Annotated in this window: 24 protein-coding genes and 1 tRNA gene; 7 read left to right on the top strand and 18 right to left on the bottom strand. The window is 34.1% G+C overall.

Going from position 1 to position 22556, the window contains the following annotated elements; all coding sequences use genetic code 11:
* Window positions 1-72: 72 nt before the first annotated feature.
* The 3 genes from WKI77_RS00125 to WKI77_RS00115 are packed head-to-tail and all read right to left on the bottom strand — an operon-like array spanning window position 73 to window position 3465.
* Window positions 73-1029 carry a cobalamin biosynthesis protein gene (locus tag WKI77_RS00125; protein ID WP_337859806.1) on the bottom strand — a complete coding sequence of 319 codons (957 nt, stop codon included), beginning with the start codon at window positions 1027-1029 and terminating at the stop codon, window positions 73-75.
* On the bottom strand, window positions 1026-2450 hold the full coding sequence (locus WKI77_RS00120; RefSeq protein WP_337859805.1) for a cobyric acid synthase: 1425 nt from the start codon (window positions 2448-2450) through the stop codon (window positions 1026-1028). Before WKI77_RS00120 ends, WKI77_RS00125 begins: the two co-directional genes overlap by 4 nt.
* On the bottom strand, window positions 2437-3465 hold the full coding sequence (locus WKI77_RS00115) for an aminotransferase class I/II-fold pyridoxal phosphate-dependent enzyme (protein WP_337859804.1): 1029 nt from the start codon (window positions 3463-3465) through the stop codon (window positions 2437-2439). Before WKI77_RS00115 ends, WKI77_RS00120 begins: the two co-directional genes overlap by 14 nt.
* Window positions 3466-3656: 191 nt before the next feature.
* On the opposite strand from WKI77_RS00115, the gene WKI77_RS00110 reads away from it, so the two are divergent.
* Together WKI77_RS00110 and WKI77_RS00105 are read left to right on the top strand one after the other, a co-directional pair.
* Window positions 3657-4541: a phosphoserine phosphatase gene (locus WKI77_RS00110; RefSeq protein ID WP_337859803.1), complete on the top strand. Its 885-nt coding sequence runs from the start codon at window positions 3657-3659 to the stop codon at window positions 4539-4541.
* Window positions 4542-4547: 6 nt separating this feature from the next.
* Window positions 4548-4958: a DUF131 domain-containing protein gene (locus WKI77_RS00105; protein WP_337859802.1), complete on the top strand. Its 411-nt coding sequence runs from the start codon at window positions 4548-4550 to the stop codon at window positions 4956-4958.
* Here WKI77_RS00105 and WKI77_RS00100 read toward each other — a convergent pair.
* A complete protein-coding gene (locus tag WKI77_RS00100; protein ID WP_337859801.1) occupies window positions 4933-6036 on the bottom strand; it encodes an NDP-sugar synthase in 1104 nt (367 codons plus the stop codon). The genes WKI77_RS00105 and WKI77_RS00100 overlap by 26 nt on opposite strands.
* Window positions 6037-6105: 69 nt before the next feature.
* Here WKI77_RS00100 and WKI77_RS00095 point away from each other — a divergent pair, with 69 nt between their 5' ends.
* On the top strand, window positions 6106-8499 hold the full coding sequence (locus WKI77_RS00095; RefSeq protein WP_337859800.1) for an ABC transporter substrate-binding protein: 2394 nt from the start codon (window positions 6106-6108) through the stop codon (window positions 8497-8499).
* Window positions 8500-8502: 3 nt separating this feature from the next.
* Here the strand turns inward: WKI77_RS00095 and WKI77_RS00090 are convergent, their stop codons facing one another.
* Genes WKI77_RS00090 through WKI77_RS00065 form a run of 6 tightly spaced genes read right to left on the bottom strand, consistent with a single transcriptional unit; the run spans window position 8503 to window position 12649 of the window.
* Window positions 8503-9657: a hypothetical protein gene (locus WKI77_RS00090; protein WP_337859799.1), complete on the bottom strand. Its 1155-nt coding sequence runs from the start codon at window positions 9655-9657 to the stop codon at window positions 8503-8505.
* Window positions 9641-10459, bottom strand: a complete 819-nt coding sequence (locus WKI77_RS00085; protein WP_337859798.1) for a hypothetical protein — start codon at window positions 10457-10459, stop codon at window positions 9641-9643. Before WKI77_RS00085 ends, WKI77_RS00090 begins: the two co-directional genes overlap by 17 nt.
* On the bottom strand, window positions 10449-11456 hold the full coding sequence (locus WKI77_RS00080; RefSeq protein ID WP_337859797.1) for a hypothetical protein: 1008 nt from the start codon (window positions 11454-11456) through the stop codon (window positions 10449-10451). Before WKI77_RS00080 ends, WKI77_RS00085 begins: the two co-directional genes overlap by 11 nt.
* A gap of 52 nt (window positions 11457-11508) precedes the next feature.
* Window positions 11509-12039, bottom strand: a complete 531-nt coding sequence (locus WKI77_RS00075; RefSeq protein WP_337859796.1) for a GNAT family N-acetyltransferase — start codon at window positions 12037-12039, stop codon at window positions 11509-11511.
* Entirely contained in the window at window positions 12036-12359 is a 324-nt protein-coding gene (locus WKI77_RS00070) for a transcriptional regulator (protein ID WP_337859795.1), read from the bottom strand. Before WKI77_RS00070 ends, WKI77_RS00075 begins: the two co-directional genes overlap by 4 nt.
* A 47-nt stretch (window positions 12360-12406) precedes the next feature.
* Entirely contained in the window at window positions 12407-12649 is a 243-nt protein-coding gene (locus WKI77_RS00065) for a hypothetical protein (protein ID WP_337859794.1), read from the bottom strand.
* 94 nt (window positions 12650-12743) lie between these two features.
* On the opposite strand from WKI77_RS00065, the gene WKI77_RS00060 reads away from it, so the two are divergent.
* Window positions 12744-14168, top strand: coding sequence for an RtcB family protein (locus WKI77_RS00060; RefSeq protein WP_337859793.1), 1425 nt, complete (start codon window positions 12744-12746; stop codon window positions 14166-14168).
* A 14-nt stretch (window positions 14169-14182) separates the two neighbouring features.
* On the opposite strand, the gene aroF is transcribed toward WKI77_RS00060, so the two are convergent.
* Genes aroF through WKI77_RS00020 form a run of 8 tightly spaced genes read right to left on the bottom strand, consistent with a single transcriptional unit; the run spans window position 14183 to window position 20888 of the window.
* Window positions 14183-14965, bottom strand: a complete 783-nt coding sequence (gene aroF / locus WKI77_RS00055; protein ID WP_337859792.1) for a 3-deoxy-7-phosphoheptulonate synthase — start codon at window positions 14963-14965, stop codon at window positions 14183-14185.
* Window position 14966: 1 nt separating this feature from the next.
* A complete protein-coding gene (locus WKI77_RS00050; RefSeq protein ID WP_337859791.1) occupies window positions 14967-15680 on the bottom strand; it encodes an indole-3-glycerol-phosphate synthase in 714 nt (237 codons plus the stop codon).
* On the bottom strand, window positions 15677-16237 hold the full coding sequence (locus WKI77_RS00045; RefSeq protein ID WP_337859790.1) for an aminodeoxychorismate/anthranilate synthase component II: 561 nt from the start codon (window positions 16235-16237) through the stop codon (window positions 15677-15679). The genes WKI77_RS00050 and WKI77_RS00045 overlap by 4 nt, the downstream gene beginning before the upstream one ends.
* Entirely contained in the window at window positions 16215-17366 is a 1152-nt protein-coding gene (locus WKI77_RS00040; RefSeq protein ID WP_337859789.1) for an anthranilate synthase component I family protein, read from the bottom strand. The genes WKI77_RS00045 and WKI77_RS00040 overlap by 23 nt, the downstream gene beginning before the upstream one ends.
* Window positions 17347-17943 (bottom strand): phosphoribosylanthranilate isomerase, encoded by a 597-nt coding sequence (locus WKI77_RS00035; RefSeq protein WP_337859788.1) that lies wholly within the window; start codon window positions 17941-17943, stop codon window positions 17347-17349. The genes WKI77_RS00040 and WKI77_RS00035 overlap by 20 nt, the downstream gene beginning before the upstream one ends.
* Window positions 17940-18911, bottom strand: a complete 972-nt coding sequence (gene trpD, locus WKI77_RS00030; RefSeq protein WP_337859787.1) for an anthranilate phosphoribosyltransferase — start codon at window positions 18909-18911, stop codon at window positions 17940-17942. The genes WKI77_RS00035 and trpD overlap by 4 nt, the downstream gene beginning before the upstream one ends.
* Window positions 18904-19638 carry a tryptophan synthase subunit alpha gene (locus WKI77_RS00025; RefSeq protein ID WP_337859786.1) on the bottom strand — a complete coding sequence of 245 codons (735 nt, stop codon included), beginning with the start codon at window positions 19636-19638 and terminating at the stop codon, window positions 18904-18906. The genes trpD and WKI77_RS00025 overlap by 8 nt, the downstream gene beginning before the upstream one ends.
* Window positions 19635-20888 carry a TrpB-like pyridoxal phosphate-dependent enzyme gene (locus WKI77_RS00020; protein ID WP_337859785.1) on the bottom strand — a complete coding sequence of 418 codons (1254 nt, stop codon included), beginning with the start codon at window positions 20886-20888 and terminating at the stop codon, window positions 19635-19637. The genes WKI77_RS00025 and WKI77_RS00020 overlap by 4 nt, the downstream gene beginning before the upstream one ends.
* Before the next feature lie 203 nt (window positions 20889-21091).
* On the opposite strand from WKI77_RS00020, the gene tpiA reads away from it, so the two are divergent.
* From tpiA to WKI77_RS00005, 3 genes are all read left to right on the top strand, one after another.
* Window positions 21092-21742, top strand: a complete 651-nt coding sequence (gene tpiA, locus WKI77_RS00015; protein WP_337859784.1) for a triose-phosphate isomerase — start codon at window positions 21092-21094, stop codon at window positions 21740-21742.
* A gap of 4 nt (window positions 21743-21746) precedes the next feature.
* Window positions 21747-22409 (top strand): hypothetical protein, encoded by a 663-nt coding sequence (locus WKI77_RS00010; RefSeq protein ID WP_337859783.1) that lies wholly within the window; start codon window positions 21747-21749, stop codon window positions 22407-22409.
* A 74-nt stretch (window positions 22410-22483) separates the two neighbouring features.
* A tRNA-Gly gene (locus WKI77_RS00005) sits at window positions 22484-22556 on the top strand.

Below are 22556 nucleotides of genomic sequence, written 5' to 3'. Positions count from 1 at the left end.
AAGAGCAAATTATTTTTTTATTATAATACTTATGCTGAATCTGCTTTTAAATTAATTCAAGTGCATTTTAATTCAGAGAATTATAAAAATTCCAAGAACATACAAAATAAGCATAACTGGAATAACAAATATGAAAATTGATATAATTGAAGACAGATAATATATATGCAAAGCTCTTTTGATTTCCTTAATGCCAGGTTCTTTTCCTTCCGGATTCACAATATATTCTCCTGGTTTTTCAAGCCTGATTCCCAATATTTTTGAAATAGCACCTATGCTGTATCCTGCATTAAGGCTGTCCGTACTATTTGGAATTTTCTTTTTTATATATTTTATTCTCAGAAAGAATGCACTTATGCTGAATATTGCCGGGGCCATTCGTGAACTCAAAAAGTTTGTAATGGAATCAGCAATTGCTGTGCATCTTCCAAATTCATAATAGTTACTGTCCTTATAAGCTATATTTGAATCCATTGTATTGATAACTTTTGCCACCATAGCTCCCGCAATCCCAAAAAACGCATAAAAAAACAGAGGAGTAAGATACCCATCTACAAATCCTTCAGCTATGGTTTCTATAGCAGCTGAGGCTATGTGTTGCGAATCCATACCTGTTGTGTTCCGGCGGACAACCATTGATGTATACCTTCTTGCAGCAATCATATCATCTTTCTTCATAGATCCAATAATCCTGTTTATATGTTTTCCCATGCTTTTAATAGAAAATGTGCTTTTCAGGAAATATGCGTATATTATTATAAACAATATAAGCAATATTGTATTTTTAAAAATATATAATATATAAAGAACTGCAAGCAATGGAATGGTATTTATTGCAATAATCCAGAAAAGAAAATAGCACCCTCCAGTTATTCTATTTTTGCATTTCATGAATAAAGGCTTGAATTTTGATATTGTTATTCCTGTAAAAACAACGGGATGAATACTATCTGGTGGCTCACCAGAGACAATGTCAATAAGCATTGCAAGAAATAAAATAAATACAGCAAGCAGCAGAACGTTAATCATATTACCATTTTTTCAATTAAATTCATATCCATATTCTCTGTAAACAACTTCGAGGCCTGAGCTATATTGTTCATCAGTTCCTTCCTGTAATTTTTTGTTTGAAAATGCAGTATATGGCTTAAAAACGCGGCGTTTTCTAATATTCCATGTATATTTGTTCCATATATATTTCCATGCATTGAGCCTTCTGGAGCATTGCCAATATATGCCAGAGGCAATTCACCATTTTTTACAATTTTTCCATAATGTATCTCATATCCTATTTCAGATGAATTCGCAGAAAAATTCTTCTCATTTAATCTGTAATTTACAGTTCCAGAAATTTTCTCATTTAGATATTCAGTTTCTATGTCAAGGAGACCCAAACCTTTAATTTCACCATTTATGTTTTCGACGTCATTATTGCCTCTTATTGCATTTCCCAGCATTTGATATCCCCCGCATATGCCTATTATTGTTTTTTTGCCTTTCAGTGAAATCAATTTCTCTGCAATTCCATTTTTTTCCATATATTGAAGGTCCTCAGCTACAAGCTTTGACCCTGGCAGTATTATAACGTCACATCTGTCCAGTGCATCAACATTATATTTATCAACATAGGTAAATCCAATATTAAAAAGATACAAAGGGTCAAAATCACTATAATTCTCCATAAATGGATATTTTATTATGCAAATTTTGTCATTGTTCTTTGATGTTATATAGTTCATTGAATCTTCACCAGGCAATGAAATGCTTGAGTATGGTATTATTCCTGCGACCTTCTTCTCAGTCAATATTTCCAGTTTTGATATGCCGCTTGCAAGCATAGCAGAATTTCCTCTCATTCTGTTTATTACCATATATTTTACAAGATCACTGTGTTCCATTAACTTTACAGTTCCATAAAGTGAGGCAAAGACGCCGCCCTTATCAATATCTGAAATGAGAATAGCAGGAGTACTGTATAAACTTGAAACATAAGAATTTGCAAAGTCTCGACCCTGCATATTGATTTCGGCTGCTGATCCAGCCCCTTCGGCTATTATCAGATCATAATTCTCTGAGAGTTTTTTAATAGCGCATTTTATTATTTTTTCTGCATTATCAGAGAGATATTTATAATAATCATTGACTTTCATTGTTCCAATTGCTCTTCCATTAACAATAATCTGAGATCTTCCCATACCCTCCGGTTTTATAAGGAAAGGATTCATATAAAACGATGGCTCTGCTCCCGCCGCCACTGCTTGAAGCCACTGTGCCCTTGAGATCTCTGATGAGTCGTTTAATGATATGGAGTTAAGTGACATGTTTATTGCCTTAAACGGTGCGACTTTATATCCTTTATTCGCGAAGTAATAGCACAGTGACATGGCAAGCGTGCTTTTTCCAGAATCTGATGCAGTTCCAAGCACCTGAATCATTTTAATCAATGGCATCACCTAAATATCCTTTTATATTTTTAACAAGAATTCTATTTTTAATCCTTCTCTTTACGTTAATTCTTATATAATTACTGCCAAAGTCACAGTAATCATCAAGAAGCCTTATCATTATATTTCTAGTTGCAAGAAATGACATAAGCTTTTCACCATTAATATTTTCAGGTAATTTAAATGTAATATAATTTGCCTGTGGTTTGCCAATAAGAGTAAAATTTTGCTTTTCAAGCGATTTTATCAGGTATTTTCTTTCTATTTCAATCTTTTTCCCAAGCCCGCTGAAATGAGGCATATAGTTTTGTAAATATAGCAGGGCCCCCTGGTTAATTCTCCATGGTTCAAGGGTTTTTTCTATTTCAGATATGGTATCTGAATTTGATAACACATATCCTAGCCTTAATCCCGGTATGGACAAAACCTTTGTCAACGATCGGCCTATAATAACATTATTGTATTTTTCAATCATTTCTTTTTCATTTATTTTTCGGTTATTCACAAACCATATAAATGATTCATCAATAAATATAGTTGAATTTTTTTTCATTGAAGTTTCTATTATAGAGTGAATACTGTCTTCATTCATCATTTGTCCTGTTGGGCTATCTGGATATACCAGAAATAATGTTTCATAATTGTAATTTTTTATCATTTCCGGGTTTTTATTTATTGCATTAAAGGGAAGAAGTATTTTGTTACCAGATGTATTTGATTTTATATATTCTGTAAACGATGGTGAAATAATCAGAGAATTTCCTTTAATGGAATTCATATATAAATGTATAAATGAAGTCAATCCCGAAACCATAGTTATATTATTTATGCTAAAGTCACTGCCTGCAAGTATTTTTTTATATTCTTCCAGGTTGCTCTCAGGATAATGTTCTATGTATCCTTTATTTATAAATAGATTCTTCACTGTAATAAAATCATTCATGTTAGCGGAAAAATCGAGAATTTTTGACAAATCTATATTGTATTTTAAAGCAAATTCGTATACATTACCACCATGCATTTTTGTTTATGATTATTTGTTATATAATTTTATATTAAATAAGAGTATCTGGATTTATAATATTATTGTAATGAACAGTTAATAGTAATACTTATATAGTCTTTTTAAATACAAATTTTAACCACAGATGTGCGAAATAGAATATTACTAATTCCAACGCATTATCTGAAATAAGACATCGAAGTGTTAGCATGACGGACCTTTTAGAAGATTTTGAGACGAAAAAAGAGGCAATCAGAGATGAAGTAGAACTCCATATTAAAAAGCGAGATGAAGCTAATGCAGAAGCCCAAAAATATGCCAGAATTCGTGATGAATTAAATCAGAAAACTCACGAAATGAGAGAGCATGCAAAGGAAAAAATCGCTGAAAAGAACGAGTTGATTGAGAAAATTAAGGGACTTAGGGATGAAAAGGAAGTTCATTATAAGGCTCTCTCTGAATTGAAAAAGCAATTACGTGAATACAAAGCAAAGCTCGGTACTGGAATAGACCTTAAAGATATCAGGGTAAAGGAAAAGGAACTACAATATCTTGAAAAGAGGCAGCAAACCACAGAATTAAAAAAAGAAGAAGAAAACAAGCTTATTGTTGACATTAGAAGATTAAACAATGAAATAAAGAAATCAAAAACACTTCGTGATGAGGAACTTCTTAAAAATGATGATATAAAGAATCTCACAGAAAATATCAACCAGGAGAGGACTACTGGCGAGGAATATAAAAAGAATATAGAGGAAATTTCGACCAGAATTTCCCAGTTAAGTGATGAGATTAATGATGAACTCCAAAAGCTCGACGAGGTCCGGAAAGAAGCAGATGAAAACCACGAGCTTTTCATTAAATACAGCCAGGAATCTGAAGCCGAACATGCAGCTTTCATAAAGACAAAGACTGAATTGAAGGATATGGAAAAGGCAATATTTTCCATAAGGAACAAGAGCAGAGTTACAAAAAGGAAGGAAAAGGAATCAGAACTTCAGGACAGAGCAACAGAACTTTATGAGAAATTTAAGGCTGGTGAACAGCTTACCACTGAAGACCTTCTGATTTTGCAGAAGGCCGGGTTCCTTTAATTAAAGATGAATATACGGTATACTGGAATTCTTTTAATTTTATCTGGAGCTTTAATTTTAATTGTAATGGCTTTTGATAGGCTTGTAAAAGCAGGCTTATTTCTATTTATTCCATTTATACTTAGCAGCAGCCCACTTGCAATAATTCCATTCATGCTAATTTTTTTCGGCATGATCCTGTTATTTATTTCAATACCAGAAGAATTAAATAAAAAATACAGGGAAACTAATGAACAAGATCAGGATTATGATTCTGAGAAAACTCATAAAGAATCACATATGGGAGGTTTTCTTATGATCGGGCCGATACCAATAATATTTGGCAATGATAAGCGGCTCATTTATATATCTATATTAGCTGCAATCATACTTATTGCAATATATCTTCTTATTATATTTCATCTCCTAGAACCTTAGAAGCAAGAGAAACATTGTAAATTCTTGATTTTCCTCTAATATCCATATCCGGTGCAATTATGCTGTCAATAATTTCTGAATCTTCTCCAATTACGCAATTTTTCATTATTACTGAATTTTTAATTTTTGTGTTTGGCTTTACAGTTACATTACTCATTAATAGTGAGTTGATTATTTCTACATTATTTTCAAGAACTGTATTGTCATATACAGCAGAATTTTTTATTTTAACTCCATCAATAATTTTAATATTTTTTCCTATGTAACATTTCTCAATTGTAGCATCATGAATGCCAGTCAGATCAAGAATTATATTTTTGCCCTTTATGAAATCATCCTCATAAGATTTTCCATACTTTTCTACCATGATCTGGTTGGCCGTTATAAGATCATTGGGTCTACCGGTATCCAGCCATACCCCCTTTCCCATATAACCATATATATCTATATTGTTCTTCATTAAGTTTGGAAAGAGGTCTCTGGCAAAATCATAGGGAATATCATTAATATAATCAAGGATTTCAGGCTCAATAACGTAGATTCCGGTACTTGCTATATTTGAGAATGTTTCATCTTTTCCAGGTTTTTCCAGAAATCTCACAATTTTATTGTTTTCCATTTCAACTATGCCGAACTGGGATGGGTCATCCACTTCCGTCAAAACTATTGTGATCATTGCCTTATTTTTTCTATGAAAATCCAGTATTTCAGCAATATTAAAATCTGAGAGTATGTCTCCACTACCAACTACAAAAGTATCATCCAGAAAATTGGAAACCATTTTTACGCTTCCTGCTGTACCCGCAGGTTCTTCCTCTACAGAAAATAGAATCGCCTGGTCATTATGTTTATTTTCGATTATGCTGGTTATAAGAGAACTAAATTTATATCCAGTAGTTACTATAATATCTTTTATTCCAGCACTATAATAAGAATCAAGCAAATAAAGCATACATGGTTTGCCAGCTATAGGAACTACTGGCTTTGGAATAGAATATGTTATTGGCCGAAGTCTAGTTCCTTTTCCCCCAGCCATAACAACAGCTTTTACAGTCATTAAGTAATATACTACAATCATTTATATTATTTTTCGTAAAGCATTATTATTTTAGAAAACATTAATTATTTGCTTTTATATTATCAAAATATGAATTCAGGCATGCCAGATCCAGAAACATATCCGAAAAATCCAAGGTCAACCAGGAAAAAATGGTATGCTGTTATAATAGTTTTAATACTTCTACTTTCATCTTTTATAGTTCTCTCTGCTTTGCACACAACACAAATATCGCCAGATGTATCTGTAAATACCGCTCCAAATTATCTTTATGCAGGCGATAATTATACACTATCATTAAAAGCAAATGAGCCATATAAAACACTTACAGTTTACTGGGGAGACAACAACCAAACGATTTTAAATTATACCAGTAATACAGTAACAATAAGTCATTTATATTCAAGCCCTGGAATTTACTATATATATTATAAAGCAAATTTTACATCCGGTTCAAAAAATTTCAATATATATATACCTGTATATGTTGAAAGTTTAAGTAATGGAAACAGAACATCTAACGGAATGATTACAATTATGAAAACATCCAGTCCACCGGTGATTTCAAGTTCAAATATATTTTTTGGAAATACAACTGCAAACATAAACACCAGCAATTCGGGATGCCCAGCAAATTCAACATTCAAGATATTAAGTCAGATGCTTTATATCTATACAAACGGGACTCTGAACAGGACAATGAACGTTACAGTTTCTGGCGTAGATTACAATTTGACCCTTTTTTCTGGCTATTATACCCTGAAATTAGCAATAGTTACTGGAAATGGAACTGAAAATTATACAACATATTACTATATGGACATTCCTGTGAATCCACATGCCAAAGTTTACATCAATACAGTAAGTGATTCAATTGTGATGGATAGTTTAACTCCATATACGAATTTAAACCCGCAAGAAGCATATTCAAGAGCAGATCTGGAAATACTTTACAATACAGAGCAGCTTCTTATTGGAAAAGGCAATTCTAGTTATTTCCCGGAAATAGCATCATCTCTGCCAGCTAAAGGCAATGGCATTAATGGAAATAACTATACTTTTAATATAAGCAATAATGTTAAATTCCAGAATGGCAAGCCCGTCACAGCATATGATGTTTATTATTCACTTTTAATGGACATCATGCTGGAAAATAAGGAGCCGCAAACTCCAGGATGGATCCTTGCACAGTACCTGCTTCCAGGGAATTACCATGACACCATGAATTATACGAACATAATGAAAGCCATTACATACAGCAATACAACAAACACAATAACTCTTAACTTTACAGAAAATATAAATTCCGATACCGTATTCAACATTTTATCATCTCCCGGCACATTTATTTCATCAGCATCATACCTGAAATCCATGGGGGAAAATCTAACATTTTCGCAATCAGGATTTAAATATTTTGAAAATCGCAGCAATAATTATGTAATGAACAGTACATTTGCTGATGGCCCCTACGAGGTTGCATCTTATATTCCGGGGCATTATATTACACTTGTAAGGAATCCTTATTTTAAAGGAACCTCCAATTACAGTGTTCCAACAATTAATTCCGTTACAATCACATATAAGAGCCAGATTTCTTCAATCTACCAGGATATGAGATTTAATACATCTCAGATTGCACTTTTCCCGGAAACATATCCATATATTTCATATATCACTGGTGTAAAACCTTACAATGATACATACAATCTTTCTGTTATGTATGATTTCAATTCAAATGTCAACATATCTGCCCTGGATAAATATGTGGCAGGTGCTAACCTTCCCAAAAACCTGTTTTCCAATATAACTGTAAGAGAAGCCTTCTGGTATGCATATCCAGGCCACAATACCACAAAAGCCATGGAACTGTGGAAATCCTTCATAAGCAATAAAACTGAGATAAATAAATTTAATCTTACAGTTACCCCATCTGTACTTACATACAGATATAAACCACTGGTAATACCATTATTCACAACGCCTCTGGTTTCCGGGCTAAATCTATCGGAATTTGAAACCAATCTGGAGAAAATGGCAGGTACAGGCAACATTACATTTCCAATAGAAGTTGTGCCAGTTTCCTTTATGCAGCAGTACGAAAAAGCAGGCGCAAATCTAATGCCAGTGTATGAAACTACAATTCCAGAAACTACGAATTTATCACTATATTATAATGAGCTGGGAAATACCATGAATTACACTTATTCCTATAATAATGGATTCAGTTATTATCTTTATAATATAAGCAACAGGAGTCAATCTGTTTTAATGAATGAATTAAATAACAATTTATCAAAACTTGCTGCAAATTATAATGAAACAAATATCAGAAATGTCAGTTCACTTTTGAATGGCACTTATATGTATATAAATGCATCAAGATCAATTACAATGAAATTGTACATGCAGGACTACATAATTCCAGGTTATGGCGCTGTCAACAGTTATGGAATTGTTTTATTCAACAGAATTTCACTGTAATATTCAGGCAAAAATAACCCTGTCAAATATTTTATTTTTGTTCTCTGACATATCTTTGTTTGTGCAAATGTAAAGGCATGCCATATTCTGTACAGATTTTAATCTTTTTATATATTCTATAATATTCATGGCCTCTGAAGAATAACCCGATAGGTCAATAACCATCATCTTTTTGTCTGTAAGAAATGAAATACATGTCAGAATCCCATAAATATCAGAAATATTACTGTTGCCGGCAACTCTTTCCAGGTTATCAGGATTAAATGAAATGCCCATAAGTTCCATGTAGTTTTTAACAAGCGCAAGAATTTCATTTTTTAATATATTTTCACTGTAATGCCTTGTAAGTTTAAACCCGGTGAAGTCAAAAGTTCTTTTTGTTTCTTTTTTAATGGCCGCAAGTTTTTTATAAAGTTTGGAATTATCTTTTTCTTCTATATTATTTCTGTTAATCTCACCCTGTAAAAGGTCAAATTCTATCCTGTATCTGTAATAATTTCTCAGAACTACTATATCAGCAAGATTGACTCCACTCTTTTCAGCAATTATAGAGGAAACCATCAAATCTTCCCTGTTTTCTGACGCTGAATCAAGAATATCATAAATATTCCTGTAAATCTGTAAAATGCCAAAATCCATCGATTTTTTCAGCACGTATGTCTTCTTATCATCTGCAGAATCAAATTCTTTTATAATTTCCTTTATTTCAGTGAGTTTAATCATTTCCCTTCTTATTATTCCATTCAAAACTTCAATTCTTGTCCTGTATGGAATAAAACCAAGTATCTGTTCGGAAATAGTTAAATCTGGATCCAAAAGTTCTAAAGGGTCCGCAGGTAATGGAAATATATCATCTATCAATCGAGTTAGTATGCCTATCCTGTTGCCATTAACTTTGAATTTTTTTATTTTATTGACCAGCTCAATTATATCTCTCCCTTTGTGAAGTAGTTTTCCAGAAAATTTAATATCATTAAATATATTAAATGTAAATATGCCGGTTATTTTGGATATATCTACTTCTCCAGAATACAGCAATACATCACAGTTTGATTTAATTTCCAGATTTAAATTTTTTATACCACCATTTTTTCCGGATTCAATACAGAAATCATTGAATAATAATAAACTGTCACTATTTTCATATTCTTGCATCATCTTTCCCTCCCAGTTCGTAACTTAAAAGAGCAGTAAAAGAAATAAATACAGTTATAAAAGCAAGTGGAAAAATCACTATCCACCATACGCCAGACAGAAGAAAGATATTCACATTTCCATCAAGGTACATTATGTTTCCTATATCGATGACCAGAGGATTACGGAAGTAGAAACCGAAATAGGTTATTATTGTAACCACCCCGGTAATCGCACCAATGTCAGTAAAAAAATAAGGCAAAAAATTCAATAATAATCTTTTATTGCTGTAATTTTCTCTATTTTTTAATTTAGTTTCAAAAATGTTTAAAGACCTCAAAACATAAAAGGGAAACCATCCAGTTGAAATTGCAATAATAATGCCCGTTTCCAGTGGCCTTACTATGTAAAGAATAAGAAGCATGATAAGTATATATGGCGCACTGGAAAATATTTTCATAATATAAACTATAATTTTTTTGTAACCTCTTCCAATAATTGCAGCAGACCCGCCGATAAGAATTCCTACTGAAGCCGAAATAGCAAGTGACACAAACATAACTGTGAAGTCAAATTTCAGTGAACCAAGCAGGGCAGGAAACAGCAATATGCCATAGTATGTAGTGCCCATATAGTCATTCCAGCCATTTGAAAGCACAGGCGGTGCCGGAATTATTGAAGGCCCTTTCCTGAAAATCAGCAGGTTGCTCAGACTGCGAACACCAAGATATCCCGGGTCAACAAGATCAAGAATGAATGCAAGCAGATAAAGTGCAATAATTACAGAACTGATTACTGCAAGCATGCGCCCTGTGTTAATTTTCATTTTTTGCCCCCACATTGATTATATCCACAATGGCATCAAACACTATTATTATAAGCGCGAGCATAAATAGGCTGTAGACTCCCCCCATAAAGCCAAAATCATAATTCAGGAATGAATATACAGTAAATTCGCCCAGATTCATATATGAAAATATAAAGCTAACAAGGACCATGCCACCCATGAATATAAGAAATACAGGTTTTATCTCCTCCAGAATTCGTGGTTTTATCCCTCTTTTTATGTATGCCGTGTAGTTATCCCTGAACGCATCTCTTGTTATGCCGGATCTGATATAGTTTTTATTATATTCAATAGAAGTTTCATGGCTTATGTATACGCTCAGGTATATTGTGGTTGGTATGAAAAGTGCCAGGAAAGGAAGAGCTATATGTTTGAAATAATCAATGAGTATTCCAGGGGAATTATGAATGATGCCATCAATTATTATTATATCTGTTGGTGAGCTGATAAACAAATCCCTGCCCGTATAGGAAATCCAGCTTTCAGCTAGAGAACTGCTGGATAGTACGCCACTGAAAGGGAACCAGCCAAGCAATCCTGAAAAAACGGTAAGGAGAGTAAGGCCAGCCCCAAGATATAAAAATAAAAGTGGAAATATATTCATGCTCAATTTTTTCACAGTTTTGAATGCAGTACCTGTATGGAATCCTATCATATACGAGGCTTCATATGATATGGCAAAAGTAAGAATCAAAAAAACAACTGTTTCAGGAAATAACAATGATATAGCTCCTGTTACCGAACCAGAGTAAATCAGGCTATGTACATAGCCTACACGTCCTGTAACCAGAGCATACAGGAAATAAAAATACTGGAAAAAATAATTTCTATGCAGCCCAAGAACATTTATGCTGGTTCCTGGAAAATCATTTCTTATTATTGATTCTGGAACAAATTTATATAAAACGAATAAAAGCACAGTAAAACCTACGAATATAAGGAGCTCCCTGAACAGTATATTACGGATTTTCAGCATGCGCATGTTAATTGCTAATAAATAGAATGAATTTAAAGCTTTATGTCAGACGTTATTCTTCATTCCACTCTGAAGTAAAATATGTCATTAATACATCATCAGCATATTTATCTCCAATAAGAAACTGATTTTTTCTTACACCCTCATACTGAAAGCCAATATTCCTGTAAGCCTTTATTGCATTGGTATTGCTGGAAAACACTTCCAGATTAATTTTCTCGATACCCTGTTGTTTTGACCAGGAAATCGCCTCTTTAATCATCCTGCTTCCCATATTCATATGGCGATATTCTTTTTTTATTGCAATTCCAAGGGATGCAGTATGCCTGTTTTTTTTGTACATACCTCTCTGTATTGTTGTCACTCCAACTATTCTTTCACTCACTTCGCAAATAAGGGTAAGGTCATCACGATTTTTTAGCCTTTCCTGCTCCCCTCTTTCAGTAAGCAAATAATATTCACTGACAAGATATATTTTTTCATCCATAACGCTTTGCATACACTCTATTATTCCCCTGGCATCTGCTGGAACAGCTCTTCTCACGTAATAATCTTCTGCCGGCTTTTTTCTCCTTAACATCATGGCGACTCCAGAATATCCTTCAATTCTTTATATATTCTCTCAATTCTGGCAGAGCTCTCCCTTGCAGCCTGCAGTATCTGATCCTTATTTGCAATGAAATCAGATGTAAGAATGGCACCTTCACGGGAAGCTTCTATAATTCCAGTATGTTCAAGAATACGCAAAGAGTATCTAATTTTATGTTCCGGAATCCCTGTCTGCTGTGACATTTTAATTATTCCAAGCGGCTGTTCCCTTAGCAGAGTTTTAATTATGGTCATGTGGCGGTCAAGAGTTTCTATGTTTTCCATGATTTCTTTAAAAATTGAGTAATTATTCATGATAACAAATAACAAGGACTTATATATTATTTTTTAAATTGATTTATTCAGAGTTCTCCTATAACTTCTGAACTATACAGAGTTTTATCCCCATCCATTACTTTGAATTTTGCAGTGGTATCAAGAATTTCACGCATTTTTTCAATGCGTTCCTGAATATATTCATCATATTTTTCGGGGTTTTTAGAATTGGCTTTAATTTTTAATGTGTTGTTAAGCAGTGCAATCTGAAGTTTTATCTCGAACTGTTTTCTTTCGTCAAAGTTTTTAATGTTAAAAATTTTTGCCATTTAGCCCTAATTACTTAACTATTTTATTAATTTTTCTTATTTGCATTTAAATTCTCAGGAAAACAGTTATGTCCAACCATGCAATTTAGAACAAATGTTGCCAATTAAGAAAATCAGCGAATATCAGTATGAAATTCCAGTTACCGGGAATATGAAAGTTCCAGGAACAATTTATATCAATGATAAACTTCTTTCAAATTTTACAGATGATGAACCAGTAAAACAGGTAATGCATGTTGCATCTTTGCCTGGTATAGTTAAAAGCTCCATGGCAATGCCAGATATTCATCTTGGCTATGGATTTCCAATAGGAGGTGTGGCTGCATTTGATTATGACACTGGAATAATTTCTCCAGGCGGTGTTGGGTATGATATAAACTGTGGTGTATCACTTATAATGACTGATATTGATTATTCTGAAGCAAAAGGCAAAATAAAATTGCTGCTTGATGAAATATATAAAAATGTACCTGCCGGAATAGACAATAAATCCAGTTTCAGGATTAATGAAGATGATGAAAACGAAATAATGGCATCAGGCATTGAATGGGCATATAATAAGGGTTTTGCAACCAAAAAAGATCTGGAAAGAACAGAGGAAAATGGAAAAATGCCTTCAAATATATCTAATGTAAGTGAAAAGGCTGCCAGAAGGGGTAAAAATGAGCTTGGTACACTTGGTGCTGGAAACCATTTCCTGGAAATAGATAGAGTAGATGCATTAATGGATCAAAGTACAGCAGAGAAATTTGGAATGAGCAGCAAAAAACTTGCAGTAATGGTGCATACCGGTTCAAGAGGGTTGGGGCATCAGGTGGCTACTGATTATCTTATGCGCCTGAATGAAGATAGCGATAGCGTAAAAAATGAAGATGATAAACAACTAATATCGGCATATATACATAGTAAAATCGGGGAAGATTATATAAATGCAATGAATGCGGCAGCAAATTTTGGCTTTGTAAACAGGCAGATTATTACGTATAAAATCAGAAAGTCCTTTGAGAAAATCTTTGGCTCAGAATTCGAAAACATGGGGATAGAAACCGTATACAGCCTGGCACACAATATGGCAAAGGTGGAAACTCATAATGTAAATGGCAATAAAAAAAAGTTAATGGTTCACAGGAAAGGGGCTACAAGGGCCATGCCTGCCCATGCCCTAGAAGGCTATTTCAATGTGACCGGGCATCCAGTTATAATACCTGGAAATATGGGAGGGCCATCATATGTTATGGTGGGTTTGCCAGGCAATGAAGAAATAACCTTTTCCAGCTCATGCCACGGCGCAGGGAGGGTTTTAAGCAGAAAAAGGGCAAATGAGCAATTCACATCAGAAGGAGTTGAAATGGAATTGAAATCACAGGGCATATACCTCCGTGCCGCAACAAAAAAAGCAATAATAGAGGAATCACCTGAGAGCTACAAAGATATTGATGAAGTAATAAAAGTTGTATATGGCGCTAAAATAGCAAAGCCAGTTGCAAAACTCATTCCTGTTGCAGTAATGAAAGGATAATTTATAATTATAACCTAAACCATAGTTTTCCCAAAAATATTGTTGATTTTTTGTACTTTTAAATAAAGATCCTTAAATTGTGGAACTGTAAGTTGCTGTGCGGAATCGCTGAGTGCACTGGGCGGGTCCGGGTGCACTTCTATTATCAGACCATCAGCGCCGGACGCAGTCCCGCCAAGTGCAAGTGGCTCTACGTATCTATTTAATCCAGCCGCATGGCTCGGGTCTATTATAACAGGATAATCTGTTCTTTCGTGTAGCACCGGAATAGCTGAAATATCCAGTGTGAATCTTGTTGAATGTTCAAACGTCCTTATCCCCCTTTCGGAGAATATAACATTTTTATTCCCGTTCATTGATAAATATTTTGCTGCCCCTATCAATTCATCCACTGTATTTCCAAATCCTCTTTTTAAAAGCATGGGCTTATTTTGTTTGCTTATTTTCTTTAGAAGGGAAAAATTCTGTGAATTCCTCGAACCAATTTGAATAATATCTGCATATTTTTCTACAAGTGGGAGCTCATCACCATCCATAACCTCAGTAATAATTGCCATACCAGTAACTTCCTTTGCTTTTGAAAGTAATTTTAATCCCTCTTCTCCAAGACCCTGGAATGAATCCGGGCATGTTCTTGGCTTGAATGCACCACCTCTGAGAACGTTAACACCAATTTTTCTTAAATCCATGGCAACGCTGATGATCTGTTCCTCACTTTCCACAGAGCAGGGCCCCGCAATCATCAGGAATTTATTATCTCCAAGAGTAATCTCATCATTTATTTTAATATCCCTCATTTTACCACCTTATTATATCGCCAGACAGCAGGGAGGAACCGATAAGCAGGCCCTGATATTTTTCTATGTGAAGCCTGCCTATATTTTCTGATGTTATTCCACTTTCAAGTACCAGAGGCAATCCATATGATTTGAGCCTGTCATACAGTTCCAGAGAGTTATCATCCATTTTAAGTGTTTTCAGGTTTCTTCTGTTATATCCCAGGATCACATTTTCATCTGGAAATATATTTTTAATGCTATTCTTATCATGTACTTCAACCAGAGCTTCCATTCCAAGTTTTTTGCCATATTGTACCATGTTTTTAATTTTATCGTAATCAAGGAAATCGCATATGAGTAGATATGCATCACCTCCAGCCATATAGGATGAATCGATCATTTCATTACTGGAAATGAAATCCTTAATGAGGATTGGTTTGTTATAGCATTGCACGGCAATGGCATCTAACGGGTTTCCACCAAAGTATTGAGGCTCCGTTAAAATACTGATTCCAGCGATGATTTCCTTTATAGCATCAAAGTATTTAACTATATCAGTGTTAGATTTATTTCTGAATCCTGATGGAGATTTTCTTTTATACTCCCCTATTATTCCCGGGCCATTTTTATTTTTTGCAAGGGCTTCCTTTAAGCTTATTATTTCCCTCTCTCTCATATTAGATTTGAGAATTTCTCTTTTATCATTATTTTTGTATATTTCGTTAACTATCATAGGGCATCAATAAAATTTTTAAAGATAATTTTGCCATATTCTGAATAATAGCTTTCAGGATGGTACTGTACACCAAATAAATTTCCATCCTTCGAATGGAATCCCATAATCTCTTTATCATTCTGTGAGTAGGCATCAACTACAATATTTTTTGTTCCATTAAGAACAAGAGAATGGTATCTTATTGCAGTAAACTTCTCAGGCACATTTCTGTATAGAGGAGAATCACCATGAACTATAATATCTGGCTGGCCGTGCATCAGCCTTTTTGACAGTACTATGCTTGAACCAAGATAATAGCCAAGGATCTGATTTCCAAAACATACTCCAAGGAATTTTGCCGATCTGTTTCTATCTATAAATTCATATAAATTCCCACGATCTTCCTGCCTTTCTGGATTTCCAGGCCCAGGTGATATTATATACCCATCATAGCCTTCAGCATTATTCAGATCATTATTTGCTTTTACATCTACATGTACTTCAGATGAAGCAATATACTGGTATATATTGTAAACAAATGAATCGAAATTATCAATTATTAATATCCTTTTCATATAAATCACCTGTTGCTGTTAAAATTTTTGAATAAATTTCCTGAATTTCATTTGATGGAACTGAATCCTTTACTATTCCTGCTCCAGCCTGTGTATAATTTTCCTCAGATGTTTTGAATAAACTTCGTATGAGCAGTGCAAAATCCATTCTTCCCTCGCTTACTACTCCAAGTGCACCTGCATAAGCTCCTCTTGGTGAGCTTTCATATTCATTTATCAATGCTATTGCCTTTTTCTTTGGTGCACCGCTTACTGTTCCAGCCGGAAATACTGATTTTAAAACATCACCTGGCATGTAATCCTTGAGTTCACCTGAAACGGTGCTGACTATATGCATTACACTGGCAAATTTCCGTATCTCCATGGAATTTTTAACACTGACAGATCCGGGGATGCAGATCCTGCCGATATCATTTCTTGCGAGGTCCACAAGCATTCTGTGTTCCAGAAGTTCTTTTTCATCATTTTTTAAATCATTTTCAAGAAATGCATCCTCAATTTCAGAAGAACCCCTTTTTCTTGTTCCTGCAACTGGATATATGGTAATTATGCCATTTTCTATGGATAAAAGGTTTTCCGGTGAACTCCCTGCTATTTCCAGGTCACCGAACTTATAATAATAAACATAAAGTGATTTATCGCTTATTAGAAACCTTTTCACTGCAGATAAAGTATCATATTTTTCAAGGTTAAATCTTTTTGACAGTACTATTTGAAGTAAATCGCCCTTTTTAATTCGTTCAACTGCATCACTTATTTTTGCTTCCAGCGCATTATCTTTAATACCATTATTTAAAACGGTTGAATGGCTTTTCTTCCTTGTATACTTCCCATTAAATTCCTCATTCGGTATTATATAAGAGAGCTCTGGCCATGACGATCTCTTTATTTTTATATCCAGATAAATATCATCGATAAAATCATATGGCACTATTAAAGGAATAGTTATTCCATCTTCAAGCTTTCTGTTAAATTCATTATTCATATGGTCAATAGCATTGCTGTATACATTCACCGGTTCCTGATCGGAAACATACAGTTTTTCTATTCCATTTACTCTGGTATCATCAAATTTGCAAAAATAAGCGAAGTTTTTATTTTTTAGATCTTTAATTTTGTCTAATAACACGTTTCTCACCAATTTTACTGAAAAATTCATCCATTTTTTTAAAAGATTTTTTTCCCGGGTATTCTTCCAGCGAACTGCTCACATCTATAAGGTCAGGATCCGTTTCCATAAGATTTAATACATTATTGCTGTCTATTTTTCCAGCTATTCCAACCTTTTCCATAGAAATATTTATCAATTCATTTTTTCTATTGGTAATGCCTGTTCGATCTTCTAAAAGAACGTAATCGGAACCTGAATTTAAATACAATTTTATTTTGTCAGTTATATAGCTTTCATGAAAATCTATAACAGAGATAATATTTTTTTGAAATGTTTTTTTCGCAAAATAAACATCTTCAATGGAATGGTTGAAATGGAGCTGCATATAATCCTCGTAGCCTCTGTGTTCGGGCATAGATGTATATACACCTGTGACCAGAGTATCAGGATGTTTCATTTTTATTTCTTTTATAAGTTTCTGATTCCCATGCCTTATCACCTTAGGATCAAGGATTACTCCTATAAAATCAGCACCCAGCTTAATAGCGTAGTCAGCATCCTCAATATTTGTAATGCCACATATTTTCACTTTCATTGGCACACCTCCCTTAATTTTGCAATGGCCTTTCCGTTTTCAATATAGTTAATGGAAAGATCATATGCCTCCTCAATACTGTTCGCCATCCCATTTAAAATCACAGCAGGAGCTGCATTAATCGCAATAAATTTCTTTATATAACTGTTTTTGCCTGACAAACCCGAAAGCAGCAATTCAAAACTTTTAACAGAATCTTCTGTGGAAATTCTCTCAATTTCTACAATGCCCCCTGTAATTTTTTCAGGATCCACTATATTCTTTTCAATTTTTTTATCAACACTGTATAATATACTTTTACTGGAAAGCGATATTTCATCCATGCCATCTGAACCATGAACAACAAAACCTTTCTTTCCCTCTTCCATTATAACCTGTGCATATAGATTTGCAAGGTCTTCACTGTACGTTCCAAGTACAACATTATCAGGATTCAAAGGATTTGTCAATGGACCAAGTATATTAAAAACAGTTCTGAAATTTATTTGTTTCCGCGCCGATAAAAATTTTGCAAAACTGCTGTTATATTCTGGGGCCAGAATATAAACATACCTTTTCCTTTTAATATTTTCAAGTATTTCATTTTCACTCATTTTAAAATTATAATCCATATATTTCATGAAATCTGCGCTGCCATGATGTCCGGTAATACCGAAATTTCCGTGCTTTGCGGTTTTTATTCCCATTGATGCCAGAAGTATGCTGGCTCCGGTGCTTACATTTACAGTATTTTTTCCATCCCCGCCGGTGCCCACAATATCTGTTAATCCATGCAACTTTAAATTTATTTTAGACATTTCCCGTAACGCCATTGCAAATCCAGCAATTTCCTGCGGCGATTCTCCTCTATTATGGAGCTCTGTAAGGAATTCAATTTTATCTGAATCTGGCTTATCAATCAGTTCATACATGGTATTTCTTGCATTTATAACATCCCTTTTTACGGCAGTATAATTCATATCATTCATCAAGAACACCCCTCATTTTATTTATATACTCTAAAAATCCCGATTCATCGTTTGCCTCGATCATTTTTTCAAGATATGTTCCAATAGCAACGCCCGATCCTCCATTTTTCATAAGCTCTTTAATATCATTATCGGTTTTAATCCCAAAACCATAGGTTATTTCTCTCCCTGGAAGGAGATCATTTATTCTCTCAGTGGTGTAGTCCAGTTCATATGGTATATCTATACCAGTGGATGGCTGCAGGCCATAGTAAATCCAGGAATATGTAATAGAAGATATGTCTTTTATTATAGAATCAGGCGTAGATGGCGAGAAGAATGGTATGTACTCAAAACCTCGATCTGTTAATTTATTGATTATTTCTTTTCCTTCACTGAAATAATCTATGATAAGGTCAGGAATTATTATGCCAGAAAAATTTCTTTTCTGCAGGTAATCAATAAATTCATCAAAATGATCTTTTATATCTGAATAATAGGATAAAGAATACATTTTTATATTGTTTTTATGAAAATATTCAAAATATTTTTTATAAACTTCATCAGAAAAATTTTTATTTCCGACCATGTGCGTTTTTCTTATTACTGGCCCATCGTATCTCGGATCATTTGATGGAAATCCAAACTCTATATAATTTATTTTGTCTACTGGAATTATGTCAAGAAAGCGGGTTAATTTCTCGTTATCTGGAAAGCCAAGAGTAAAATACGGTATTAGATTTTTCATTTCTTTTCCCCAAATATTGAAAGGTCAAGATAACCATGCCCACTGACATTCACAACTATGGTTTTTTTCTCATTTTTATGTGCCTTTACATAACTGATCATGGTTGCAATTGCATGTCCCGATTCAGGAGCAGCTATAATTCCCTGTGTATTGGCAAACAATTTCAGTGCTTCTTTTACCTGGGTTTCGGTAACTTCATCGCTTTTTATTCTGCCTTTGCTGATGAGAAGGGATAATGATGGAGACGCACCATGGTACCTTAAGCCTCCTGCATAAATCGTCGGTGGGACAAAATCAGCACCAAGAGAATACATTCTGACTTCAGGAAGTATTCCAGCAGAGTCCATTAAATCGTATTTGTAATCGCCCTTTGAAAATTTTGGAACTTCCTGTGCTGTTGTGGCTATAATTTCTGTATCATCTCCATCAGGAATAAATGGAAATGCAAAACCCCCGAAGTTGCTTCCTCCGCCAACACATCCTATCAATACATCAGCATGTTCACCAAGAATTTCAAGCTGTTTTTTTGTTTCCTGCCCTATTACGCTCTGGTGTGTAAGTGCAACATTCATTACGCTGGCCACCATATATCTGTAATCATGGTCAAGAGCATATTCTACTGCTTCACTGATTCCAATCCCTAAAGTTCCCGGCGTATCAGGGTTTTCTTTTAATATCTTTCTTCCATAAGCTGTTAATGTTGAAGGGCTGGCAACTACATTTCCATTGTACAGGTTCATTACTGTTTTTCTCAAAGGTTTCTGTTCAAAACTGATTTTTACCATGAAGATCTGAGCTGGAAGCCCGTACAATGATGCTGCAAGTGCAGTGGCAGATCCCCATTGCCCTGCTCCAGTTTCTGTTGTAACTCCATTGACCCCCTCTTTCATGGCATAATAGGCCTGTGGTATAGCAGTATTTATTTTATGTGAACCTGTAACTGTTGCGCCTTCATATTTATAGTATATTTTGCCATGATAATCCAGTGCCTTTTCAAGGTTTTTTGCTCTTACCAGTGGAGTTGGCCTACCAATCTGCTCATATTGCTCCATAACCTCATCAGGTATTTTTTCATATCTTCTAAATGTAAATTCCTGTTTTAAAACCTCCTTTGGCAATATTTTATTAAGCAAATTTATGGATGAAACATCACTTTTTGAATCTCTTGGCGGTGCAAGCGGTTCTGGAAGGTCCGGAACTACATTATACCATTTATCGGGTATTATCTCATTGCTTATTGTTGTTATCATATTTTCCACATCAATACATATTATATAAGCATTACTGATTATTATATATGTATTTATAATAATATTGAAAAATGAAATTTTTGTTAAATATTAAAAAAGCAACGGTTGCTGCATGGAGGGCTCATTAAATTTAATACTAAAAGAAGAATGCCTATAAAATTAAAATTATTAAAATATTATATGCATCTATGTATTATTGAATTATGGAACCAGAAATATTTATAAATTTTAAGCATTATAATAATGCTATCGGATATAATTCTGAAAAGCTTTTATCAGAGTTTGGCACCATAAATAATCAGAAAGGTCTTTATTACTGCATCGCTGCAACTGATCTCAGGCTTCAAAAAACATTCCCTTCCCTGAAAATATTTTCACAGCATGTGGATTCTAACAGTTATGGTGCATTTACCGGGTCAATTTCCATAGAATCATTAAAGGACATTGGAATACATGGTTCACTATTGAATCATTCAGAAAGAAGGATACAAAGTTCAGTTATAGAAGAAACCGTTAAAAAATCAAAAGCGCTTGATTTTGAAATAGTTCTATGCGTTGAAAACCTTGATGAAGTAAAAAAATATTCAATACTGGAGCCATCATATATAGCATACGAGCCACCGGAACTTATTGGCGGCAATGTATCTGTATCCACATCTAAACCTGAAATAATAGAACAGGCATCCAAACTGTGCAGTGGAAAAACAAAATTTCTTGTTGGTGCTGGAGTCAAAACAAGGAAAGATATAGACATATCCATGGATTTGGGTGCTTCTGGTGTTCTTATTGCTTCTGGAATAATAAGAAATGCGAAACCAATAAATATGTTGTTTTCATTAACGGATAACAGGTAAAGCCATGGTGAATCCTAAGAAAAATGACGAACCGTTATTCGAGGAACCAAAGTTCGATAAACGAGAATATTTATTGTATGAACGTGAAAGAGCTAAAGCTATAATACTTATATTCATAACTGGCGCATTGGTCGGTCTTTTATCCGGGGAATTAGAAATCTATGGTTACTGGTATCTTGCAATAATTTTGATTATAGCAGTAATATACTTCTTAAAAAATCTGGTTAAACTATTCAAAATAGTAATGCCAAAGAGGATATCCCATAAAATGTTAGTTTACCTTGAACTTATAGTTACATGGTTTGTATTCTGGATAATAGCATTAAACCCACCGCTTCATGTCGCTGCCGGACCTGAAGTAATAGATCTTGAATACTTACACGACGGCAACTGGGAGAAATTAAATGAGACCAATAAAGAATACGAGCTTGTATCAACCCACGGTCCTTATGAATTACGGTATTTAACAGACTATAAATACAAAATTACAAATATCACTATATCTGAAAATGGTGCACCTATAAAATATAATTATACCAGTTTACCTGGATACGTATACTTTAATCTTACCAACATTCCACCTGTTAATTCAGTATATAACCTTTACATTAATGAAACTTCAAGAGTTACAACACATAAGGAAATAAAATTTATAGGGGAATATTAATTATAAATATAATCATTCTAAATTATAAAGCAAAAATAGAAAAATAAATAAATGCATTTGTAATCAGGAATTGAGCAGGTGTGGTGTAGCCTGGTAGCACGGAAGCCTTCCAAGCTTTCGACTCGGGTTCAAATCCCGGCACCTGCA

It is taken from the genome of Ferroplasma sp., assembly GCF_037442045.1.
GTDB lineage: Archaea > Thermoplasmatota > Thermoplasmata > Thermoplasmatales > Thermoplasmataceae > Ferroplasma.
Note: the sequence above shows the minus strand (reverse complement) of the source record. Positions and strands in the feature narration are given on the sequence as shown.